This is a genomic window from Citrobacter sp. ANG330 (genome assembly GCF_047467925.1).
Taxonomy (GTDB): domain Bacteria; phylum Pseudomonadota; class Gammaproteobacteria; order Enterobacterales; family Enterobacteriaceae; genus Citrobacter_A; species Citrobacter_A amalonaticus_G.
The window spans coordinates 19,946-42,506 of record NZ_JASJUI010000005.1 but is presented as its reverse complement, the minus strand read 5'-3'; the positions used below and the strand labels follow the sequence as shown (position 1 = coordinate 42,506).

Here is a 22,561-nt window from a genome sequence, read left to right as displayed (position 1 = left end):
ACCATGCGCTTAAGGTGAAGTGCATTCTCACGCGGGAGAGGACATGTCACAGATTGATTTCCGGAAAAAAATAAACTGGCACCGTCGTTATCGTTCACCGCAGGGTGTTAAAACCGAGCATGAGATCCTGCGCATTTTTGAAAGCGACCGCGGGCGGATTATTAACTCCCCGGCGATCCGTCGCCTGCAGCAAAAAACCCAGGTGTTTCCCCTCGAACGTAATGCGTCGGTTCGCACGCGCCTGACTCATTCCATGGAAGTTCAGCAGGTGGGGCGCTATATCGCCAAAGAGGTGTTAAGCCGTCTTAAAGAACTGAAGCTGCTGGAACAGTACGGACTGGACGAGCTGACCGGACCTTTTGAGAGCATTGTCGAGATGTCCTGCCTGATGCATGACATAGGCAACCCGCCGTTTGGGCACTTTGGCGAGGCGGCGATCAATGACTGGTTTCGCCAGCGATTGCATCCTGCTGATGCCGAAAGCCAACCCTTAACTGAAGATCGTTGCATTGTGGCGACGCTGCGTCTGCGCGAGGGTGAAGAAGTGCTAAACGATCTCCGCCGTAAGGTGCGCCAGGATCTGTGCCATTTCGAAGGGAATGCGCAAGGTATTCGTCTGGTACAAACGTTGATGCGCATGAACCTGACCTGGGCCCAGGTCGGCGGGATCTTAAAATATACCCGTCCGGCATGGTGGCGGGGAGAAACACCTGCGACGCACAACTATTTAATGAAAAAACCAGGTTATTACCTTTCTGAAGAACCGTATATTGCGAGGTTACGTAAAGAACTCGATCTCGCGGTTTACAGTCGCTTTCCGTTAACGTGGATAATGGAAGCCGCTGACGATATCTCTTATTGCGTCGCCGATCTGGAGGACGCGGTAGAGAAAAGAATCTTCAGCGTTGAGCAACTTTATCACCATTTACATGAGGCCTGGGGGGAGCACGAGAAAGGTTCGCTCTTTGCGCAGGTTGTTGAAAATGCCTGGGAGAAATCGCGCGCCAATTCTCTGAGTCGCAGCACTGAAGATCAATTCTTCATGTATTTGCGGGTCAATACGCTAAATAAACTGGTGCCTTACGCCGCGCAGCGCTTTATTGATAATTTAGCGCAGGTTTTCGACGGCACGTTCAATCAGGCATTGCTGGAAGATGGCAGTAATTACAGCCGCCTGCTGAAACTTTATAAAAATGTGGCGATTAAACATGTGTTTAGCCATCCAGATGTTGAGCAGCTTGAATTACAGGGCTATCGGGTGATCAGTGGTTTACTCGATATCTACCGTCCTTTATTAAGCCTGCCGCTGGCGGATTTTAGCGAGCTGGTGGAAAAAGAGCGCCTGCCGCGCTTCCCTATCGAATCCCGCTTATTTCAGAAACTGTCAACGCGCCATCGGCTGGCCTATATGGAGGCTGTGGGTAAATTAAGAACAGATTCAACTGAGTATCCCTTGTGGGAATATTATTACCGCTGTCGTCTTATTCAGGATTATATCAGCGGGATGACCGATCTCTATGCATGGGATGAATATCGGCGACTGATGGCAGTCGAACAATAAGCGGAGTTTTGTAAAGACGGACAATAAATTTTTACCTTTTCCATAAACTTCTGTCCGGAACTTAGCGCTATAAAATGAATCTGACGTACACAGCAATTTTGCGTTATCTGTTAATTGAGATTGAGACACATGAAAAAAACCACATTAGCAATGAGTGCACTGGCTCTGAGTTTAGGTTTGGCGTTATCCCCGCTTTCTGCCACGGCCGCTGAAACAGCATCAGCGACGACCGCGCAGCAGATGCCAAGTCTGGCACCGATGCTCGAAAAAGTGATGCCATCGGTGGTCAGCATTAACGTGGAAGGTAGCACGACCGTGAATACGCCGCGTATGCCGCGTAATTTCCAGCAGTTCTTTGGTGATGATTCCCCGTTCTGCCAGGACGGTTCCCCGTTCCAGAGTTCACCTTTCTGCCAGGGTGGCCCACAGGGCGGTAATGGCGGCGGCCAGCAGCAGAAATTTATGGCGCTGGGTTCCGGTGTCATCATTGACGCCGCGAAAGGCTATGTCGTGACCAACAACCACGTGGTGGATAACGCCACGGTGATTAAAGTTCAGTTAAGCGATGGTCGTAAATTCGACGCGAAGATCGTCGGCAAAGACCCGCGTTCCGATATCGCGCTGATCCAGATTCAGGATCCGAAAAACCTGACGGCGATTAAGCTGGCTGACTCCGACACGCTGCGCGTGGGGGATTACACTGTCGCCATCGGTAACCCGTTTGGTCTGGGCGAGACGGTTACCTCCGGTATCGTCTCTGCGCTGGGTCGTAGCGGCCTGAATGCGCAGAACTATGAAAACTTCATCCAGACCGATGCGGCGATCAACCGCGGTAACTCCGGTGGCGCGTTGGTTAACCTGAATGGCGAGTTGATCGGTATTAACACAGCGATTCTCGCGCCGGACGGCGGCAACATCGGTATCGGTTTTGCGATCCCGAGCAACATGGTGAAAAACCTGACGTCTCAAATGGTTGAGTTCGGCCAGGTGAAACGCGGTGAGCTGGGCATTATGGGGACCGAACTGAGCTCCGAACTGGCGAAAGCGATGAAAGTTGACGCGCAGCGCGGCGCGTTTGTCAGCCAGGTTATGCCGAATTCGTCTGCCTCGAAGGCCGGGATTAAAGCCGGGGATGTGATCACCTCCCTGAACGGCAAGCCGATCAGCAGCTTCGCCGCACTGCGTGCGCAGGTCGGCACCATGCCGGTAGGCAGCAAAATTACCCTCGGTCTGCTGCGCGACGGCAAGCCGGTCACGGTGAATCTGGAACTTCAGCAAAGCAGCCAGACTCAGGTTGACTCCAGCTCTATCTTCAGCGGTATTGAAGGGGCTGAAATGAGCAATAAAGGTCAGGACAAAGGCGTGGTGGTGAATAACGTGAAAGCGAACACCCCGGCAGCGCAGATTGGCCTGAAAAAAGGTGATGTGATTATCGGTGCTAACCAGCAGCCGGTGAAAAACATCGCTGAGCTGCGGAAAATCCTCGACAGCAAACCGTCTGTTCTGGCGCTGAACATTCAGCGTGGCGACAGCACTATCTATTTGCTGATGCAGTAATCCCTTCCAGAGCCCCCTCCTGTGACAGGAGGGGGTTTCTTTTTGTGATACTACCCACAACTCCATACTTCTCTCCTTTGCTTTGTGCATCTGCACAATGCCGCCGTTTGTGATCTTCCTTATGCTGGAGCTCTGCTCACAGGAGGGATTTATGGCTGGCTGGCATCTTGATACCAAAATGGCGCAGGATATCGTGGCGCGCACAATGCGCATCATTGATACCAATATCAACGTAATGGATGCCCGTGGGCGGATCATCGGTAGCGGCGATCGCGAACGTATTGGTGAATTGCACGAAGGGGCGCTGTTAGTCCTCTCGCAAGGGCGCGTGGTGGATATTGATGATGCAGTCGCGCGTCATCTGCATGGGGTCCGTCAGGGGATTAACCTGCCGCTGCGTCTGGAAGGCGAAATTGTCGGCGTGATTGGCCTGACCGGTGAACCTGAGCATTTACGCAAATATGGCGAACTGGTGTGCATGACGGCGGAGATGATGCTGGAGCAGTCGCGTCTGATGCACCTGCTGGCGCAGGACAGCCGTCTGCGCGAAGAACTGGTGATGAACCTGATCCAGGCAGAAGAGAACACCCCGTCGTTGACCGAATGGGCGCAACGCCTGGGGATCGATCTTAATCAGCCGCGCGTGGTGGCGGTGGTGGAAGTCGACAGCGGCCAGCTTGGTGTGGACAGTGCGATGGCTGAGCTACAACAGCTCCAGAACGCGCTAACCACCCCGGAACGTAATAACCTGATCGCGATTGTTTCGCTGACCGAGATGGTGGTGTTAAAACCGGCGCTGAATGCGTTTGGCCGCTGGGATGCCGAAGATCATCGCAAGCGCGTTGAGCAACTTATTGCGCGTATGAAAGAGAACGGGCAGTTGCGTTTTCGCGTTGCGCTGGGCAACTATTTTACCGGACCAGGCAGCATTGCGCGTTCGTACCGTACTGCGCGCACGACAATGATGGTCGGCAAACAACGAATGCCGGAAAGCCGCAGCTACTTTTATCAGGATTTGATGCTGCCGGTACTGCTCGACAGTCTGCGTGGCGGCTGGCAGGCCAATGAGCTGGCACGACCGCTGGTACGGCTGAAAGCGATGGACAATAACGGTTTATTGCGCCGCACCCTGGCGGCCTGGTTTCGCCATAACGTGCAGCCGTTGGCGACCTCTAAGGCACTGTTTATTCACCGGAATACGCTGGAGTATCGACTGAATCGCATCTCGGAATTGACCGGGCTGGATTTGGGAAATTTCGACGATCGACTGCTGCTGTACGTGGCGTTGCAGCTGGATGATCAGCAGTGATTAATTGCCTGATGGCGCTACGCTTATCAGGCCTACGAGGATGTACCAGTAGGCCGGATAAGGCGTATGACGCCGCCATCCGGCAACAAACGAATTATTTACGCGTCAGTTTTTCCAGATCGGCTTCGATTTCGGTGATCTTATTCGCCACCACGCTTTCCAGATGGCGTAAATCGTCAAGGATCTTACGTTTTAGATCAACTTCAGTGCGATCGCGCTGGCAGATCTGATCGAGTTCGTCGATCACGTAGCGCAGATTAGGGCTGATTTCCTGCACTTCTTTGTAGCCCTGACCAATTCCATCGGCGACCACGGTCTTGCGCTGGCGAGGATATTTAAACTTCACGCTTTTGGCAAAGAATTCACCTTTATCCTTCTGGAAATAGATTTTCAGGATATCGTTGTTGGCTTCTTGCCGCAGGCTGTAACGATCGATTTCTTCAGGATTAGTAATGCCCAGACTTTTCAGATTGTCATACATAGCGGTACCCTTAAGCTCACTATAACTATTGAATAATTAACGAAAAGCCCTGTTTGCGCCACTCGCAGAGTGAAAAAAAGCGGGCTAAGCCCGCTTTTTCAAATCATCCTTAGTCGATGGTTCGCAATAACTCGTTGATACCGACCTTGCCACGCGTTTTGGCGTCGACTTTTTTCACAATCACCGCACAGTACAGGCTGTACTTACCGTCTTTCGACGGCAGGTTGCCGGAAACGACAACGGAGCCTGCTGGCACGCGACCATAATGGACTTCGCCGGTTTCACGGTCGTAAATACGGGTGCTCTGACCAATATAGACGCCCATGGAAATCACGGAACCTTCTTCGACGATTACGCCTTCGACGACTTCCGAACGCGCGCCGATGAAGCAGTTGTCTTCAATGATGGTCGGGTTCGCCTGTAGCGGCTCCAGTACGCCACCGATGCCGACACCGCCGGACAGGTGAACGTTCTTACCGATCTGCGCACAGGAACCGACGGTTGCCCAGGTATCGACCATCGTGCCTTCATCAACATAAGCGCCGATGTTGACATAAGACGGCATCAACACGGTGTTACGGGCGATAAACGCACCCTGACGTACCGCCGCCGGCGGAACCACACGAAAACCTTCTTTCTGGAAGCGCGCTTCGTCGTAGTCGGCGAATTTCATCGGCACTTTATCGAAGTAGCGGCTTTCCGCGCCATCAATCACCTGGTTATCGTTGATACGGAAAGAGAGCAGCACCGCTTTCTTCAACCACTGGTGAGTCACCCACTGACCGTCCACCTTTTCTGCCACACGCAGTGCGCCGGAATCCAGCAGAGAAATCACCTGATTCACCGCTTCACGGGTCACGGTATCCACATTGGCCGGAGTAATGTCGGCACGGCGCTCAAAAGCGGTCTCAATAACGTTCTGTAACTGCTGCATTGTTAAACTCTTTCCCTATAAATAAACACACTACCCTTTATCGTTTGGATTGAGGGCCTCTGTCAACCGTTGATGCACTTCCTGCTGCAGCGCATTATTAAGCGCACGCCGGTCCGCTGTGGCGATTATGAATAAATCTTCTACTCGCTCGCCAATGGTTGTAATTCGGGCGCCATGAAGCGAAATTCCCAGATCGGCAAAAATTTGCCCGACCCGCGCCAGCAGTCCAGGCTGGTCGAGCGCAATCAGCTCGAGGAACGATTTGCGGTCGGTGTGCGTGGGCAGGAATGTGACCTCGGTATCGACGGTAAAGTGACGCAATTTGGCCGGCTGTCGACGTGGTTGCGGCGGTTGCCAGGTGCGCTGGGTGATCGCCTGTTCCAGTCCAAAGCGGATCGCTTCGTGCCTGTCTGATGAGAGCGGGCTGCCGTCCGGTTCCAGTACGATAAAGGTGTCCATCGCCATGCCATCTCGGGTCGTGAAAATCTGCGCATCGTGGACGCTTAGGTTACGCCGGTCCAGCTCGGCGCAGACGGCGGCAAAAAGATACGGGCGATCCGGACTCCAGATGAATATTTCCGTCCCGCCGCGCGTGGCCTGCGGGCTAAGCAGAATGAGCGGCTCGCTGAGATCGTGCTGTAACAGATGACGCGCATGCCAGGCCAGCTGGTTTGGGCTGTGTCGCACGAAGTAGTTGGCGCGACAGCGCGACCAGATATGGTGCAGCGCTTCTTCATCAATATTGTCCATGCGCAGAAGCGCCAGCGCCTGCAATTGATGGTGGCGCACGCGTTCACGCATATCCGGCGTGTTTTGCATTCCCCGACGCAGCTGTTTTTCCGTGGCGAAGTACAGTTCACGTAGCAGACTTTGCTTCCAGCTGTTCCACAGCGTTTCGTTGGTGGCGCAAATATCCGCGACTGTCAGGCAGACCAGAAAGCGCAGGCGGTGCTCCGTTTGTACCTCTTCGGCGAACTGTTTAATGACTTCGGGATCCTGAATATCCCGGCGCTGAGCGGTCACCGACATCAGCAGGTGCTGGCGAACCAGCCAGGCAATCAGCTGCGTTTCGCGCGAGTTCAGTCCGTGCAGTTCCGCAAACTTGAGCACGTCCTGTGCGCCCAGCACCGAGTGGTCGCCGCCGCGTCCTTTGGCAATATCGTGAAACAGCGCAGCGATAAATATCAGTTCCGGCTGTCGCAGACGCGGCCAGAGATCCACGCACAACGGGTGGCGCTGACGGGTCTCTTCTTTGGCAAAACTTTCCAGCTTCAGCATCACGCGAATCGTGTGTTCGTCAACGGTGTAGGCATGGAACAGGTCAAACTGCATCTGCCCGACAATCCGTGACCATTGCGGCATATAGGCCCACAGCACGCTATGGCGGTGCATCGGCAGCAGACCGCGGCTGACTGCGCCAGGATGGCGCAGCATACTGAGAAACAGCGACCGCGCCTCCGGGATATAACACAGCGGCTGGTTCAGGTGGCGGCGTGCATGGCGCAGATGGCGCAGGGTAGTGGAGTAGATCCCGGTGATCGCGCTGTTGCGCACCATGGTATAGAACATCCGCAGGATCGCTTCCGGTTCGCGGATGAACAGATCGTCCTGACGCAGATCGATCAGCGTGCCGCGCAGTTGAAAATCGTCATCAATAGGACGCGGCTTTTCGTCGGCGGACAGCGCGAGGATCGCTTCGTCAAACAGCTGCAGCAGCATCTGGTTGAGTTCAGTGACGCGGCGGGTGACGCGGAAGTAATCCTTCATCATCTGCTCAACCGGTTCGTTGCCTTCGCCGCTGTAGTTCAGGCGCTGAGCGACGCTCAACTGGCGATCGAACAGCAGGCGGTTATCGTAACGACTGACCACTAAGTGCAGGGCAAAACGAATGCGCCACAGAATGTGCAGGCATTCGTTGAGCTCAGCGCGTTCCGCCTGGGTTAAGAAGCCGAAGCCGACCATTTCGTCGAGTGAGGTGGCGCCAAAATGACGGCGAGCGACCCACTGCAGCGTGTGGATATCGCGCAGACCGCCGGGGCTACTTTTGATATCCGGCTCAAGGTTATAGCTGGTGCCGTGATAGCGCTGGTGGCGCTGATTTTGCTCTTCTACTTTGGCGGCGTAAAACTTATCAGACGGCCAGAACCCTTCACTGAAAATATGCTTTTGCAGTTCCAGGAACAACGCGACGTCGCCAATCAACAGACGGGTTTCAATCAGGTTAGTGGCGACGGTCAGATCGGATAACCCTTCCAGCAGACACTCTTCCAGCGTGCGCACGCTGTGTCCCACTTCCAGTTTGACGTCCCACAGCAATGTCAGCAGCTCGCCGACCTTTTGCGCCTGATCGTCCGGTAATTTTTTGCGGCTGAGGATCAGCAGGTCAATATCGGAAAGTGGGTGCAGTTCACCGCGCCCGTAGCCGCCGACGGCGACCAGAGCCAGATCGGCAATCTGCCCAAAACCGGCGTCAATCCACAGGCGTTGCAGTAGTTGATCGATAAATTCCGTACGCGCTTCAATAAGCTGTTCAGCGGAAATCCCACTGTCGAAGGCATCGCCTAACCATTGCTGGAAGGTGTCTATATGCGTTTTGATCCCGGCGACGGTGAGTTCGTCGCGTGACCAGGCTCCCGGGTTTTGCGGCTGGCCGGGTAGGGTGGGGAGTGCGGTGTTCGCGTGCTGTTCAGGAAGAGTATTCATTGTCGCCACCCATTAAAAAAGCCGGATATGGCGAAAGCGCCTTACCCGGCCTACGGATTTACTCTTCATCCTTCAGGCTGCTTCTGCGTTGGCTGCGCTCGTTCACTCCAGTCACGTACTTTTGTACGCTCCTGGAGATTCACTCTCTTGCCGTCTTGAAGCAACTCGAATGATTTTGAGTAAAGGTGCCATTTGTAGGCCTGATAAGCGATAGCGCCATCAGGCAAAAAAGTTATGCGTCGTGCGTAATGACCGCCGGGATGGTGTCATCCTTGCGTAATGTCAGAATTTCGCAGCCGTTTTCGGTCACCACAATAGTATGCTCGTATTGCGCAGACAAGCTCCGGTCTTTGGTTTTGACCGTCCAGCCGTCTTTCATCGTACGGATACGATAATCACCGGCGTTCAGCATCGGCTCAATGGTAAAGGTCATGCCCGGCTGCAGCACCACGCCGCCGTCGTCCGCATCATAGTGCAGCACCTGCGGCTCTTCATGGAAGCCGCGACCAATGCCGTGTCCGCAGTATTCACGCACCACGGAGAAGCCTTCACCTTCGGCATACTTCTGGATTGCCGCGCCGAGCGTACGCAGACGAATGCCTGGCTTCACCATACGCAGCGCCAGATACAGGCTCTCCTGAGTGACGCGGCACAGGCGCTCGCCCAGAATGGTCGGTTTGCCGACAATAAACATTTTGGACGTATCGCCGTGATAGTCATCTTTAATGACCGTCACGTCGATGTTGACGATATCGCCATCTTTCAGATGCTTGGCGTCATCCGGAATCCCGTGACACACCACTTCATTAATGGAGATGCAGACGGATTTAGGATAACCGTGATAGCCGAGACAAGCCGAGATCGCGTGTTGCTCGTTAACGATGTAGTCATTACAGATGCGATCCAGTTCACCCGTGCTGACGCCCGGTTTGATATACGGTTCGATCATCTCCAGCACTTCCGCGGCCAGACGGCCCGCGACGCGCATTTTTTCGATTTCTTCAGGGGTCTTGATTGAGATAGCCATGAATTCTGTCCATCAGTGTCGATTATTCCGACAATAATTGTGTAAGTGCTGTCAATGGTATCAGTCCAGCATACATGCTGCCAAATTGAGAATCATTAACAGCACAGCAAGCCAACAATTATTGGTGTCCACGGCGTATTTGTGGTATAAAGCGCGCCGGACTTCCGATCTCATTTCATATACACAGAATGGACGGAAGCGACAAATCTCACTTTGTGTAACAACACACACGTATCGGCACATATTCCGGGGTGCCCTTTGGGGTCGGTAATATGGGATACGTGGAGGCATAACCCCAACTTTATCTATAGAGGTTTTAAACATGGCAACTGTTTCCATGCGCGACATGCTCAAGGCTGGTGTTCACTTTGGTCACCAGACCCGTTACTGGAACCCGAAAATGAAGCCGTTCATCTTCGGTGCGCGTAACAAAGTTCACATCATCAACCTTGAGAAAACTGTACCGATGTTCAACGAAGCGCTGGCTGAACTGAACAAGATCGCTTCTCGCAAAGGTAAAATCCTTTTCGTTGGTACTAAACGCGCTGCAAGCGAAGCGGTGAAAGACGCTGCTAACAGCTGCGATCAGTTCTTCGTGAACCATCGCTGGCTGGGCGGTATGCTGACTAACTGGAAAACCGTTCGTCAGTCCATCAAACGTCTGAAAGACCTGGAAACTCAGTCTCAGGACGGTACTTTCGAAAAGCTGACCAAGAAAGAAGCGCTGATGCGCACTCGTGAGCTTGAGAAACTGGAAAACAGCCTGGGCGGTATCAAAGACATGGGCGGTCTGCCGGACGCTCTGTTCGTTATCGATGCTGACCACGAGCACATTGCTATCAAAGAAGCAAACAACCTGGGTATTCCGGTATTTGCTATCGTTGATACCAACTCTGATCCGGACGGTGTTGACTTCGTTATCCCGGGTAACGACGACGCAATCCGTGCTGTTAGCCTGTACCTGGGCGCTGTCGCTGCAACCGTTCGTGAAGGCCGTTCTCAGGATCTGGCTTCCCAGGCGGAAGAAAGCTTCGTAGAAGCTGAATAATAAGGCTTGATAACTTCCCCGAGATAGTTCGAGTTGCAGAAAGGCGGCAAGCTCGAGAACTCCCGGGAGCTTACATCAGTAAGTGACCGGGATGAGCGAGCGAAGATAACGCATCTGCGACTCGGAATATGAAGGGGAAGAGCCCTTATAAACCAGGTAGTATCATGTTTGGTTAGGGGGCCTGTATATGGCCCCCTTTTTCACTTTTAAATCTGTACGGTTTGACGCCGGGCAGATCACATCTTCCGAGGATTTTAGAATGGCTGAAATTACCGCATCCCTGGTAAAAGAGCTGCGTGAACGTACTGGCGCAGGCATGATGGATTGCAAAAAAGCACTGACTGAAGCGAATGGCGACATCGAGCTGGCAATCGAAAACATGCGTAAGTCCGGTGCTATCAAAGCAGCGAAAAAAGCAGGCAACGTTGCTGCTGACGGCGTAATCAAAACCAAAATCGACGGCAACATCGCCTTCATTCTGGAAGTTAACTGCCAGACTGACTTCGTTGCTAAAGACGGCGGTTTCCAGGCATTTGCTGACAAAGTTCTGGACGCAGCGGTTGCTGGCAAAATCACTGACGTTGAAGTGCTGAAAGCGCAGTTCGAAGAAGAGCGTGTTGCGCTGGTTGCAAAAATCGGTGAGAACATCAACATCCGTCGTATCGCTTCCCTGGAAGGCGACGTTCTGGGCAGCTACCAGCACGGTGCGCGCATCGGTGTTCTGGTTGCTGCTAAAGGCGCTGACGAAGAGCTGGTTAAACAGCTGGCTATGCACGTTGCTGCAAGCAAGCCTGAATTCGTTAAGCCGGAAGACGTGTCTGCTGAAGTGGTAGAAAAAGAGTACCAGGTTCAGCTGGACATCGCGATGCAGTCTGGTAAGCCGAAAGAAATCGCAGAGAAAATGGTTGAAGGCCGCATGAAGAAATTCACCGGCGAAGTTTCTCTGACTGGCCAGCCTTTCGTTATGGAGCCGAGCAAGTCTGTTGGTCAGCTGCTGAAAGAGCACAACGCTGACGTAACTGGCTTCATCCGCTTCGAAGTGGGCGAAGGCATCGAGAAAGTTGAGACTGACTTTGCAGCAGAAGTTGCTGCGATGTCCAAGCAGTCTTAATTGTCGAAAAGGAGCCGCCTGAGGGCGGCTTCTTTTTGTCACCCGTCACGCAAAATCAGTATGGCTCTTATTTCGTTGTACTGAGAAGCGACATATCATTGTCGCCAGAATTTACCCCTCATTTTAAATCGTTGACAGTCTCAGGAAAGAAACATGGCTACCAATGCAAAACCCGTCTATAAACGCATTCTGCTTAAGTTAAGTGGCGAAGCTCTGCAGGGTTCGGAAGGCTTCGGTATTGACGCAAGCATCTTGGATCGTATGGCTCAGGAAATCAAAGAACTGGTTGAACTGGGTATTCAGGTTGGTGTGGTGATTGGTGGCGGTAACTTGTTCCGTGGTGCTGGTCTGGCGAAAGCGGGTATGAACCGCGTTGTGGGCGACCACATGGGCATGCTGGCCACCGTGATGAACGGCCTGGCAATGCGCGATGCGCTTCACCGCGCCTATGTGAACGCCCGCCTGATGTCCGCTATTCCGCTCAATGGCGTGTGCGATAACTACAGCTGGGCAGAGGCAATCAGCCTGCTGCGTAATAACCGCGTGGTGATCCTCTCTGCGGGGACCGGTAATCCTTTCTTCACCACTGACTCTGCAGCGTGCCTGCGCGGTATTGAAATCGAAGCTGACGTGGTGCTGAAAGCGACGAAAGTCGATGGCGTCTTTACCGCCGATCCGGCGAAAGATCCTGCTGCTACGATGTACGAGCAGTTGACCTACAATGAGGTTCTGGATAAAGAACTGAAAGTGATGGATTTGGCTGCGTTTACGCTGGCGCGTGACCACAAATTGCCGATTCGTGTCTTTAACATGAACAAACCTGGCGCACTGCGTCGCGTGGTCATGGGTGAAAAAGAAGGCACATTGATTACGGAATAATTCCCGTAATGTCGAAATCGGGGTAAGATTCCGCGTTAATATCGCGGGCTTACCCGTAATATTTTAATCAGGGCTATACTAAGCACACCTCTACAGGTGTACTGTCTGGTCTGACTGAGACAAGTTTTCAAGGATTCGTAACGTGATTAGCGATATCAGAAAAGATGCTGAAGTACGCATGGAAAAATGCGTAGAAGCGTTCAAAAACCAAATCAGCAAAATACGCACGGGTCGTGCTTCTCCCAGCCTGCTGGATGGCATTGTCGTGGAATATTACGGCACGCCTACGCCGCTGCGTCAGCTGGCAAGCGTTACGGTAGAAGATTCCCGTACCCTGAAGATCAACGTGTTTGACCGCTCAATGAGCCCGGCCGTTGAGAAAGCGATTATGGCCTCTGACCTCGGTCTGAACCCGAGCTCTGCGGGCAGCGATATTCGCGTTCCGCTGCCTCCGCTGACGGAAGAACGTCGTAAAGATCTGACGAAAATCGTTCGTGGCGAAGCTGAACAGGCGCGTGTTGCGGTACGTAACGTCCGCCGTGATGCGAACGACAAAGTGAAGGCACTGCTGAAAGACAAAGAGATCAGCGAAGATGACGATCGCCGTTCTCAGGACGACGTACAGAAAATGACGGACGCTGCTATCAAGAAAGTGGATGCGGCGCTGGCAGATAAAGAAGCGGAACTGATGCAGTTCTGATTCTCCTGTACGCTCAAAACGCCGCTCAGAAGATCATACGATCGGCTGGCGGCGTTTTGCTTTTTTATCTGTTTCATTTTTCGGACATTTCATGAAGCAACTAACCATTCTGGGCTCGACCGGCTCTATCGGTTGCAGCACGCTGGACGTGGTGCGCCATAACCCTGAGCGCTTTCGCGTTATCGCGCTGGTGGCCGGTAAAAATGTCAGCCGTATGGTTGAGCAGTGCCTGGAATTTTCCCCGCGTTATGCCGTGATGGATGATGACGCCAGCGCTCGCCTTCTCAACGCCACGCTGAAACAGCAGGGTAGCCGGACGGAAGTCCTGAGCGGGCAACAGGCAGCTTGTGAGATGGCGGCGCTTGATGAGGTCGATCAGGTGATGGCCGCTATCGTGGGCGCCGCCGGCCTTCTGCCGACGCTTGCTGCGATTCGTGCGGGAAAAACCATTCTGTTGGCTAACAAAGAGTCACTGGTGACCTGTGGACGCCTGTTTATGGACGCGGTGAAGCAGAGCAAAGCCCAACTTTTACCGGTAGACAGCGAACACAACGCGATTTTTCAGAGTATGCCCCAACCCATTCAACACAATCTGGGATACGCTGACCTGGAGCAAAATGGCGTGATGTCGGTTTTGCTTACCGGGTCTGGTGGCCCGTTCCGGGAAACGCCGCTGCATGAACTGGTGTCGATGACGCCCGATCAGGCATGTCGTCATCCGAACTGGTCGATGGGACGTAAAATTTCCGTCGACTCCGCCACCATGATGAATAAAGGTCTGGAATACATTGAAGCGCGTTGGTTGTTTAATGCCAGTGCCCGCCAGATGGAAGTGCTGATTCACCCGCAGTCGGTCATTCACTCAATGGTGCGTTATCAGGACGGCAGCGTTCTGGCACAACTGGGTGAACCGGACATGCGTACGCCTATCGCCCATACGATGGCCTGGCCGAATCGCGTAACCTCTGGCGTGAAGCCGCTCGATTTTTGCAAACTCAGTGCGTTAACCTTCAGCGCGCCGGATTACCAGCGCTATCCTTGCCTGAAACTGGCAATGGAGGCGTTCGAGCAGGGGCAGGCAGCCACAACTGCGCTGAATGCAGCCAATGAAGTAGTCGTTGCTGCATTTCTTGCTGAAGAAATACGCTTTACCGATATTGCCGATCTCAATTTAGCCGTGCTGGAGCAGATGGACCTGCAGGAACCGCAGAGCGTGGATGACGTGTTGCAGGTGGATGCCATTGCGCGAGAAGTCGCCAGAAAACAAGTGATGCGACTCGCAAGCTGAGGATAATCCTTCCTCAGGAGATTGTGCTATTTGTTAGCGTTGTGCTTCAGTGATATAGTCTGCGCCACCTGATCGCAGGTAGTTGGCTTTTTTGGGTCAGGTAAGCCGTGGTTTGACACGGCTTTTTTGTGGATGCACAAAATCATTCAGGTTGCATCAAGGCGGCATGTGAATGAGTTCCCTGGAGCATACAAAGAGTATGTGACTGGGGCGAGTGATCACCGCCAGCGAAGAGGCAGCCTGAAGGATGAAGAGCAAAAGGCTTCAGTATTCCTGAGTACCGCTAAATCCTTTCAGGGACTAAAACGCGTTATGTTGTCTGCAACTCAACCAGAAAGCGAAAATTTGCCTGCACATGGCTGCCGTCATGTCGCGATCATTATGGATGGCAATGGTCGCTGGGCGAAAAAGCAAGGGAAGATTCGTGCATTTGGGCATAAGGCCGGAGCGAAATCCGTCCGCCGTGCCGTCTCTTTTGCTGCCAATAATGGTATTGATGCGTTAACGCTGTATGCCTTTAGTAGTGAAAACTGGAATCGTCCGGCGCAGGAAGTGAGCGCGTTAATGGAGTTATTTGTGTGGGCGCTGGACAGTGAAGTGAAAAGCCTGCATCGCCATAACGTTCGCCTGCGCATTATTGGCGATACCAGCCGATTTAACGCGCGTTTGCAAGAACGTATTCGTAAGTCTGAAGCGCTTACCGCCCAGAATACCGGGCTGACGCTGAATATTGCGGCGAATTACGGCGGACGTTGGGATATTGTCCAGGGAGTCAGACAACTGGCAGAACAGGTGCAGGAAGGATTACTGCGTCCTGATCAGATTGATGAAGACATGCTTAACCAACAAATCTGTATGCATGAGCTGGCTCCGGTAGATTTAGTAATTAGGACTGGGGGAGAGCATCGAATAAGTAACTTTTTGCTTTGGCAAATTGCCTATGCCGAACTTTACTTTACAGATGTTCTCTGGCCCGATTTCGATGAACAAGACTTTGAAGGTGCGCTGCATGCCTTTGCTAATCGAGAGCGTCGTTTCGGCGGCACCGAGCCCGGTGATGATAAAGCCTGATGGGGGTCGCTTTTGCTGAAGTATCGCCTGATTTCTGCTTTTGTTTTAATACCCGTGGTCATCGCGGCGCTGTTTTTGCTGCCGCCGGTGGGGTTCGCCATCGTAACGCTGGTTGTTTGTATGCTTGCCGCGTGGGAATGGGGACAGTTAAGCGGTTTTGCCACGCGCACGCAACGCGTCTGGCTGGCGGTGCTGTGTGGGCTGTTGCTCGCACTGATGCTGTTTCTGCTGCCGGAATATCACCATAATATTCATCAGCCGCTGGTCGAGGTCTCTCTGTGGGCATCGTTGGGTTGGTGGGTCGCTGCGCTAGCGCTGGTGTTTTTCTACCCCGGCTCGGCGACGATCTGGCGTCATTCGAAGACATTACGCCTAATTTTTGGCGTGCTTACGATCGTTCCCTTCTTCTGGGGAATGTTGGCGCTGCGAGCCTGGCATTACGACGAGAATCATTACAGTGGCGCAATATGGCTGCTCTATGTCATGATCCTGGTCTGGGGAGCCGACTCCGGGGCGTACATGTTTGGTAAACTGTTTGGCAAACATAAACTGGCACCAAAAGTGTCGCCGGGGAAAACCTGGCAAGGCTTTTTTGGTGGCCTTGCCACGGCAGCCGTTATCTCCTGGGGTTACGGCATGTGGGCGAATCTGGAAGTTGCGCCTGTCACCTTATTAATCTGTTCTATTGTCGCTGCGCTGGCCTCTGTGCTGGGCGATCTGACCGAGAGCATGTTTAAGCGTGAAGCAGGAATTAAAGACAGCGGTCATTTGATTCCAGGGCACGGTGGTATTCTGGACCGTATTGACAGCCTGACGGCGGCAGTACCGGTCTTTGCTTGCCTGTTGTTACTGGTATTCAAGACGCTTTAACGGAAGGTTTTATGCTGAGTATTCTCTGGAATCTGGCTGCATTCATTGTCGCACTGGGTGTGTTGATCACCGTACATGAATTTGGTCATTTCTGGGTTGCCCGGCGCTGCGGTGTCCGTGTCGAGCGCTTTTCTATTGGATTTGGTAAAGCGCTCTGGCGCCGTACCGATCGGTCTGGGACCGAATATGTCATCGCCCTGATCCCGCTGGGCGGCTATGTCAAAATGCTGGATGAGCGCGCGGAACCGGTGATCCCGGAACTGCGTCACCACGCTTTCAACAATAAAACCGTCGGCCAGCGCGCAGCGATCATTGCCGCCGGTCCGGTTGCTAATTTCCTCTTCGCTATCTTCGCTTACTGGCTGGTGTTTATCATCGGTGTTCCTGGCGTTCGTCCGGTTGTTGGTGAAATAACGCCCAACTCGATTGCCGCTCAGGCGCAAATTATTCCTGGCACGGAACTTAAAGCCGTTGATGGTATCGAAACCCCTGATTGGGACGCAGTGCGTTTACAACTGATCGCGAAAATTGGCGATCAACAGACGACAATCAGCGTAGCGCCTTTCGGCAGCAACCAGCGGCAGGAAAAAACACTGAATTTACGGCATTGGGCATTTGAGCCTGATAAGGAAGATCCTGTATCTTCTTTAGGGATTCGACCACGCGGGCCACAGATTGAACCGGTGCTGTCAGAAGTCCAGGCACAGTCCGCCGCAAGTAAGGCGGGTTTGCAAGCCGGCGACAGGATCGTTAAAGTCGATGGTCAGCCGTTAACGCAGTGGATGACGTTCGTGAACCTGGTGCGCGATAATCCGGGTCAGCCGTTAGCGCTGGAAATTGAAAGGCAGGGCAGTGCCTTGTCTTTAACATTAATTCCGGATTCGAAAACGGGTAATGGGAAGGCAGAAGGGTTTGCCGGCGTTGTGCCGAAAATCATTCCTCTGCCGGATGAGTACAAGACAGTACGCCAGTATGGGCCGTTCAGCGCCATTGCACAGGCCACGGATAAAACGTGGCAGTTGATGAAGCTGACGGTCAGTATGCTGGGAAAATTGATAACCGGTGATGTGAAACTGAACAACCTCAGTGGGCCGATTTCTATCGCTCAGGGGGCTGGGATGTCAGCGGAGTTCGGGGTGATTTATTATCTGATGTTCCTTGCGCTAATCAGCGTGAACTTAGGGATAATCAACCTGTTTCCGTTGCCCGTACTTGACGGGGGGCATCTGCTGTTCCTGGCGATTGAAAAGCTTAAGGGCGGGCCGGTATCCGAGCGGGTTCAAGACTTTAGTTATCGCATTGGCTCGATATTGCTGGTGCTGTTAATGGGGCTTGCACTTTTCAATGATTTCTCTCGGTTGTAAGAGAGTTAGTTAGGAAGAACGCATAATAACGATGGCGATGAAAAAGTTGCTCATAGCGTCGCTGCTGTTTAGCAGCGCGACCGTATACGGTGCTGAAGGGTTCGTAGTGAAGGACATTCATTTCGAAGGCCTGCAGCGTGTCGCCGTTGGTGCGGCCCTCCTCAGTATGCCGGTGCGCACAGGCGACACGGTTAATGATGAAGATATCAGTAATACCATTCGCGCACTGTTTGCCACTGGCAACTTTGAGGATGTTCGTGTCCTACGCGATGGCGATACGCTTCTGGTTCAGGTAAAAGAACGTCCGACCATTGCCAGCATCACCTTCTCCGGTAACAAATCGGTGAAAGATGACATGCTGAAGCAAAACCTCGAGGCTTCTGGCGTGCGTGTTGGCGAATCTTTGGATCGCACCACCATTGCCGATATCGAGAAAGGTCTTGAAGACTTCTACTACAGCGTCGGTAAATACAGTGCCAGCGTGAAAGCCGTTGTCACGCCGCTGCCGCGCAACCGTGTTGACCTTAAACTGGTGTTCCAGGAAGGGGTATCGGCGAAGATCCAGCAGATCAATATCGTCGGTAATCATGCCTTCAGCACGGATGAACTGATCTCTCACTTCCAGTTGCGTGATGAGGTTCCGTGGTGGAACGTTGTTGGCGATCGCAAGTACCAGAAGCAGAAACTGGCGGGTGACCTTGAAACCCTGCGCAGTTACTATCTGGATCGCGGTTACGCGCGTTTCAACATCGACTCAACGCAGGTCAGCCTGACCCCGGATAAGAAAGGGATCTACATTACCGTGAACATCACGGAAGGCGAGCAGTATAAGCTTTCTGGCGTTCAGGTAACGGGGAACCTGGCGGGGCACTCTGCGGAGATCGAAAGCCTGACCAAAATTGAGCCGGGCGAACTCTACAACGGCACCAAAGTGACCAAAATGGAAGATGATATTAAGAAGCTTCTGGGTCGCTATGGTTACGCCTATCCGCGTGTTCAGTCACAGCCGGAAATCAACGATACTGACAAAACCGTTATGCTGCGCGTAAACGTTGATGCGGGTAACCGTTTCTACGTGCGTAAGATCCGTTTTGAAGGTAACGACACGTCCAAAGATGCCGTTCTGCGTCGCGAAATGCGCCAGATGGAAGGGGCATGGCTGGGCAGTGATATGGTTGATCAGGGTAAAGAGCGTCTGAACCGTCTGGGTTACTTTGAAACGGTCGACACCGACACGCAGCGTGTTCCGGGCAGCCCGGACCAGGTTGATGTGGTCTATAAGGTGAAAGAGCGTAACACCGGTAGCTTCAACTTCGGTGTTGGTTACGGTACGGAAAGCGGTGTAAGCTTCCAGGCCGGTGTTCAGCAGGATAACTGGCTGGGTACGGGTTACGCGGTAGGGATTAACGGTACTAAGAACGATTACCAGACCTACAGCGAACTGTCCGTTACTAACCCATACTTCACCGTTGATGGCGTGAGTCTGGGCGGTCGTGTCTTCTATAACGACTTTGATGCGAACGATGCGGATCTGTCTGACTATACCAACAAAAGTTATGGTACAGACGTCACGCTGGGCTTCCCTGTCAACGAATACAACACATTGCGTGCTGGCTTAGGGTATGTGCATAACTCCCTGTCCAACATGCAGCCGCAGGTCGCGATGTGGCGTTATTTGAACTCCGTGGGCGAATACCCGGATAACTCGAATGACCGCAACTCTTACAGCGCAAACGACTTCACCTTCAACTACGGTTGGACCTATAACAAGCTTGACCGTGGCTTCTTCCCGACGGAAGGGACGCGTATCAATCTGAACGGTAAAGTGACGATCCCTGGCTCTGATAACGAGTTCTACAAAGCGACACTGGATACCGCAACCTACGTACCGATCGATGACGATCACAAGTGGGTGGTTCTCGGTCGTACCCGTTGGGGCTATGGGGATGGATTCGGCGGCAAAGAGATGCCGTTCTATGAGAACTTCTATGCCGGTGGTTCCAGCACCGTGCGTGGCTTCCAGTCCAACACCATCGGTCCTAAGGCGGTCTATTTCCCGTCCAGCAGTCGTCATGATGGCGATAACGACTACGATAACGAATGTGAAAGCACGCAGTCAGCGCCGTGTAAATCGGATGACGCAGTGGGTGGTAACGCCATGGCTGTCGCCAGCCTTGAGTTCATTACCCCAACGCCGTTCATCAGTGATAAATACGCCAACTCGGTTCGTACTTCGTTCTTCTGGGATATGGGTACCGTCTGGGATACTAACTGGGATTCAAGTGCATATTCCGGTTATCCAGACTACAGTGATCCAAGCAATATCCGTATGTCTGCTGGTATCGCATTACAATGGATGTCCCCATTGGGGCCGTTGGTCTTCTCCTACGCCCAGCCGTTTAAGGATTACGATGGAGACAAAAAAGAGCAGTTCCAGTTTAACATTGGTAAAACCTGGTAATTGTTCTTCGCAAAGGAATGTAATGGTAGTGTAGCGATGACTTTAGGCGATCTTGCATGGGATCGCCTGGCCACGCAAAGAACTGTACCTTCGGGTGCAAATGGGATGGTAAGGAGTTTATTGTGAAAAAGTGGTTATTAGCGGCAGGTCTCGGTTTAGCAATGGTTACGTCTGCACAGGCTGCTGACAAAATTGCTATCGTCAACATGGGTAGCCTGTTCCAGCAGGTTGCACAGAAGACCGGTGTTTCCAACACGTTGGAAAATGAGTTTAAAGGCCGCGCGAGCGAACTGCAGCGTATGGAATCTGATCTGCAATCTAAAATGCAGCGTCTGCAGTCCATGAAAGCAGGTAGCGATCGTACTAAGCTGGAAAAAGACGTAATGGCTCAGCGCCAGACCTTCTCTCAAAAAGCGCAGGCTTTTGAGCAGGATCGTGCACGTCGTTCCAACGAAGAACGCGGCAAACTGGTTACTCGTATCCAGACTGCGGTGAAATCTGTTGCCAGCAGCCAGAGCATCGATCTGGTCGTTGACGCGAACACCGTTGCTTACAACAGCAGCGATGTAAAAGACATCACCGCCGACGTACTGAAACAGGTTAAATAAGTAATGCCTTCAATTCGACTGGCTGATTTAGCAGAGCAGTTGGATGCAGAATTACACGGTGATGGCGATATCGTCATCACCGGCGTTGCGTCCATGCAATCTGCGCAAACGGGTCACATTACGTTCATGGTGAATCCGAAATACCGTGAGCACTTAGGCTTATGCCAGGCGTCTGCTGTTGTCATGACGCAGGACTCCCTCCCTTTTGCTAAGAGTGCTGCGCTGGTAGTGAAGAATCCCTACCTGACGTACGCGCGTATGGCACAAATTTTAGATACCACGCCGCAGCCGGCGCAGAACATTGCACCGAGTGCAGTGATTGATGCGACGGCAACGCTGGGTAGCAATGTCTCAATTGGCGCAAATGCGGTGATTGAATCTGGCGTGGAGCTTGGCGATAACGTGATTATCGGCGCGGGTTGCTTCGTCGGGAAAAATACGAAAATTGGGGCCGGTTCGCGCTTATGGGCGAATGTAACGGTTTACCACGACATTCAGATCGGTCAGAATTGCCTGATCCAGTCCAGCACAGTCATTGGTGCTGACGGATTTGGTTACGCTAACGATCGTGGCAATTGGGTGAAGATCCCGCAGTTAGGTCGCGTCATTATTGGCGATCGTGTGGAGATCGGTGCTTGTACCACTATTGATCGTGGCGCACTGGATGACACTGTGATCGGCAATGGGGTTATCATTGATAACCAGTGTCAGATTGCACATAACGTTGTGATTGGCGACAATACGGCGGTTGCCGGTGGCGTCATTATGGCGGGCAGTCTGAAGATTGGCCGTTACTGCATGATTGGCGGTGCCAGCGTGATCAACGGGCATATGGAAATATGCGATAAGGTGACCGTGACGGGCATGGGGATGGTGATGCGTCCCATCACTGAACCGGGCGTCTATTCCTCAGGCATTCCGCTGCAACCTAACAAAGTATGGCGTAAGACAGCCGCACTGGTGATGAACATTGATGATATGAGCAAGCGCCTCAAAGCCATTGAGCGCAAGGTTAATCAACAAGACTAAACTCTCACCCGGTCACACATACTTTACGGCCTGTCGGCATTCATACGATTGCGGCAGGCCGTGTTATTATTGGCTTTTAGCATATTTGGACAGGAAGAGTATTTTGACTACTAACACTCATACTCTGCACATTGAAGAGATTTTAGAACTTCTGCCGCACCGTTTTCCGTTTTTACTGGTAGACCGTGTGCTGGACTTTGAAGAAGGTCGTTTTCTGCGCGCAGTGAAAAATGTCTCCGTAAACGAGCCGTTTTTCCAGGGCCATTTCCCGGGTAAACCGATTTTCCCTGGCGTGCTGATTCTGGAAGCAATGGCACAGGCGACCGGTATTCTGGCGTTTAAAAGCGTCGGTAAACTGGAGCCGGGAGAACTCTATTATTTCGCTGGTATCGATGAAGCGCGCTTCAAGCGTCCTGTCGTGCCAGGCGATCAGATGATCATGGAAGTCACTTTCGAGAAAACGCGCCGTGGCCTGACCCGCTTCAAAGGGGTTGCTCTGGTCGACGGTAAAGTAGTTTGCGAAGCAACGATGATGTGTGCTCGTAGCCGGGAGGCCTGAT

The 22,561-nt window shown here is 52.7% G+C and carries 19 protein-coding genes; 15 read left to right on the top strand and 4 right to left on the bottom strand.

Annotated elements, in window-relative coordinates; translation table 11 throughout:
* The first annotated feature begins 43 nt into the window (after positions 1 to 43).
* The 3 genes from dgt to cdaR all read left to right on the top strand — a co-directional run bounded on the left by dgt (position 44) and on the right by cdaR (position 4,427).
* Positions 44 to 1,561 carry a dGTPase gene (gene dgt, locus QNN88_RS12965; RefSeq protein ID WP_414240580.1) on the top strand — a complete coding sequence of 506 codons (1,518 nt, stop codon included), beginning with the start codon at positions 44 to 46 and terminating at the stop codon, positions 1,559 to 1,561.
* Positions 1,562 to 1,690: 129 nt separating this feature from the next.
* Positions 1,691 to 3,118: a serine endoprotease DegP gene (gene degP, locus QNN88_RS12960; protein ID WP_414240579.1), complete on the top strand. Its 1,428-nt coding sequence runs from the start codon at positions 1,691 to 1,693 to the stop codon at positions 3,116 to 3,118.
* A 151-nt stretch (positions 3,119 to 3,269) separates the two neighbouring features.
* Positions 3,270 to 4,427 (top strand): DNA-binding transcriptional regulator CdaR, encoded by a 1,158-nt coding sequence (cdaR, locus tag QNN88_RS12955; protein WP_414240578.1) that lies wholly within the window; start codon positions 3,270 to 3,272, stop codon positions 4,425 to 4,427.
* 94 nt (positions 4,428 to 4,521) lie between these two features.
* Here the strand turns inward: cdaR and QNN88_RS12950 are convergent, their stop codons facing one another.
* From QNN88_RS12950 to map, 4 genes are all read right to left on the bottom strand, one after another.
* On the bottom strand, positions 4,522 to 4,908 hold the full coding sequence (locus tag QNN88_RS12950) for a DUF3461 family protein (RefSeq protein ID WP_042289892.1): 387 nt from the start codon (positions 4,906 to 4,908) through the stop codon (positions 4,522 to 4,524).
* Positions 4,909 to 5,017: 109 nt separating this feature from the next.
* Positions 5,018 to 5,842 carry a 2,3,4,5-tetrahydropyridine-2,6-dicarboxylate N-succinyltransferase gene (gene dapD / locus QNN88_RS12945; protein ID WP_042997869.1) on the bottom strand — a complete coding sequence of 275 codons (825 nt, stop codon included), beginning with the start codon at positions 5,840 to 5,842 and terminating at the stop codon, positions 5,018 to 5,020.
* A gap of 30 nt (positions 5,843 to 5,872) precedes the next feature.
* Entirely contained in the window at positions 5,873 to 8,545 is a 2,673-nt protein-coding gene (gene glnD / locus QNN88_RS12940; RefSeq protein ID WP_414240577.1) for a bifunctional uridylyltransferase/uridylyl-removing protein GlnD, read from the bottom strand.
* Positions 8,546 to 8,777: 232 nt separating this feature from the next.
* Complete coding sequence (gene map / locus QNN88_RS12935; RefSeq protein WP_414240576.1) at positions 8,778 to 9,572, bottom strand: type I methionyl aminopeptidase; 795 nt, start codon at positions 9,570 to 9,572, stop codon at positions 8,778 to 8,780.
* A 322-nt stretch (positions 9,573 to 9,894) separates the two neighbouring features.
* On the opposite strand from map, the gene rpsB reads away from it, so the two are divergent.
* From rpsB to fabZ, 12 genes are all read left to right on the top strand, one after another.
* A complete protein-coding gene (rpsB, locus tag QNN88_RS12930; RefSeq protein ID WP_012133990.1) occupies positions 9,895 to 10,620 on the top strand; it encodes a 30S ribosomal protein S2 in 726 nt (241 codons plus the stop codon).
* Positions 10,621 to 10,879: 259 nt separating this feature from the next.
* Entirely contained in the window at positions 10,880 to 11,731 is an 852-nt protein-coding gene (tsf, locus tag QNN88_RS12925) for a translation elongation factor Ts (RefSeq protein ID WP_042323696.1), read from the top strand.
* A gap of 153 nt (positions 11,732 to 11,884) precedes the next feature.
* Positions 11,885 to 12,610, top strand: coding sequence for a UMP kinase (gene pyrH, locus QNN88_RS12920; protein WP_042997866.1), 726 nt, complete (start codon positions 11,885 to 11,887; stop codon positions 12,608 to 12,610).
* Between the two features lie 142 nt (positions 12,611 to 12,752).
* Positions 12,753 to 13,310 (top strand): ribosome recycling factor, encoded by a 558-nt coding sequence (frr, locus tag QNN88_RS12915; protein WP_042323692.1) that lies wholly within the window; start codon positions 12,753 to 12,755, stop codon positions 13,308 to 13,310.
* Positions 13,311 to 13,401: 91 nt separating this feature from the next.
* Positions 13,402 to 14,598, top strand: coding sequence for a 1-deoxy-D-xylulose-5-phosphate reductoisomerase (gene ispC, locus QNN88_RS12910; RefSeq protein WP_414240575.1), 1,197 nt, complete (start codon positions 13,402 to 13,404; stop codon positions 14,596 to 14,598).
* Between the two features lie 312 nt (positions 14,599 to 14,910).
* Positions 14,911 to 15,669, top strand: a complete 759-nt coding sequence (gene ispU, locus QNN88_RS12905; protein WP_414240791.1) for a (2E,6E)-farnesyl-diphosphate-specific ditrans,polycis-undecaprenyl-diphosphate synthase — start codon at positions 14,911 to 14,913, stop codon at positions 15,667 to 15,669.
* 12 nt (positions 15,670 to 15,681) lie between these two features.
* A complete protein-coding gene (cdsA, locus tag QNN88_RS12900) occupies positions 15,682 to 16,539 on the top strand; it encodes a phosphatidate cytidylyltransferase (protein WP_414240574.1) in 858 nt (285 codons plus the stop codon).
* 11 nt (positions 16,540 to 16,550) lie between these two features.
* Positions 16,551 to 17,903, top strand: coding sequence for a sigma E protease regulator RseP (gene rseP / locus QNN88_RS12895; RefSeq protein ID WP_414240573.1), 1,353 nt, complete (start codon positions 16,551 to 16,553; stop codon positions 17,901 to 17,903).
* Positions 17,904 to 17,934: 31 nt separating this feature from the next.
* Complete coding sequence (bamA, locus tag QNN88_RS12890) at positions 17,935 to 20,364, top strand: outer membrane protein assembly factor BamA (protein WP_414240572.1); 2,430 nt, start codon at positions 17,935 to 17,937, stop codon at positions 20,362 to 20,364.
* A 122-nt stretch (positions 20,365 to 20,486) separates the two neighbouring features.
* Positions 20,487 to 20,972, top strand: coding sequence for a molecular chaperone Skp (gene skp / locus QNN88_RS12885; RefSeq protein ID WP_042323679.1), 486 nt, complete (start codon positions 20,487 to 20,489; stop codon positions 20,970 to 20,972).
* Between the two features lie 3 nt (positions 20,973 to 20,975).
* The gene (lpxD, locus tag QNN88_RS12880; RefSeq protein WP_414240571.1) at positions 20,976 to 22,001 is read left to right on the top strand and encodes a UDP-3-O-(3-hydroxymyristoyl)glucosamine N-acyltransferase; all 1,026 of its coding nucleotides are present in this window, start codon (positions 20,976 to 20,978) and stop codon (positions 21,999 to 22,001) included.
* A gap of 103 nt (positions 22,002 to 22,104) precedes the next feature.
* A complete protein-coding gene (fabZ, locus tag QNN88_RS12875; RefSeq protein ID WP_003018528.1) occupies positions 22,105 to 22,560 on the top strand; it encodes a 3-hydroxyacyl-ACP dehydratase FabZ in 456 nt (151 codons plus the stop codon).
* Position 22,561 lies beyond the last annotated feature (1 nt).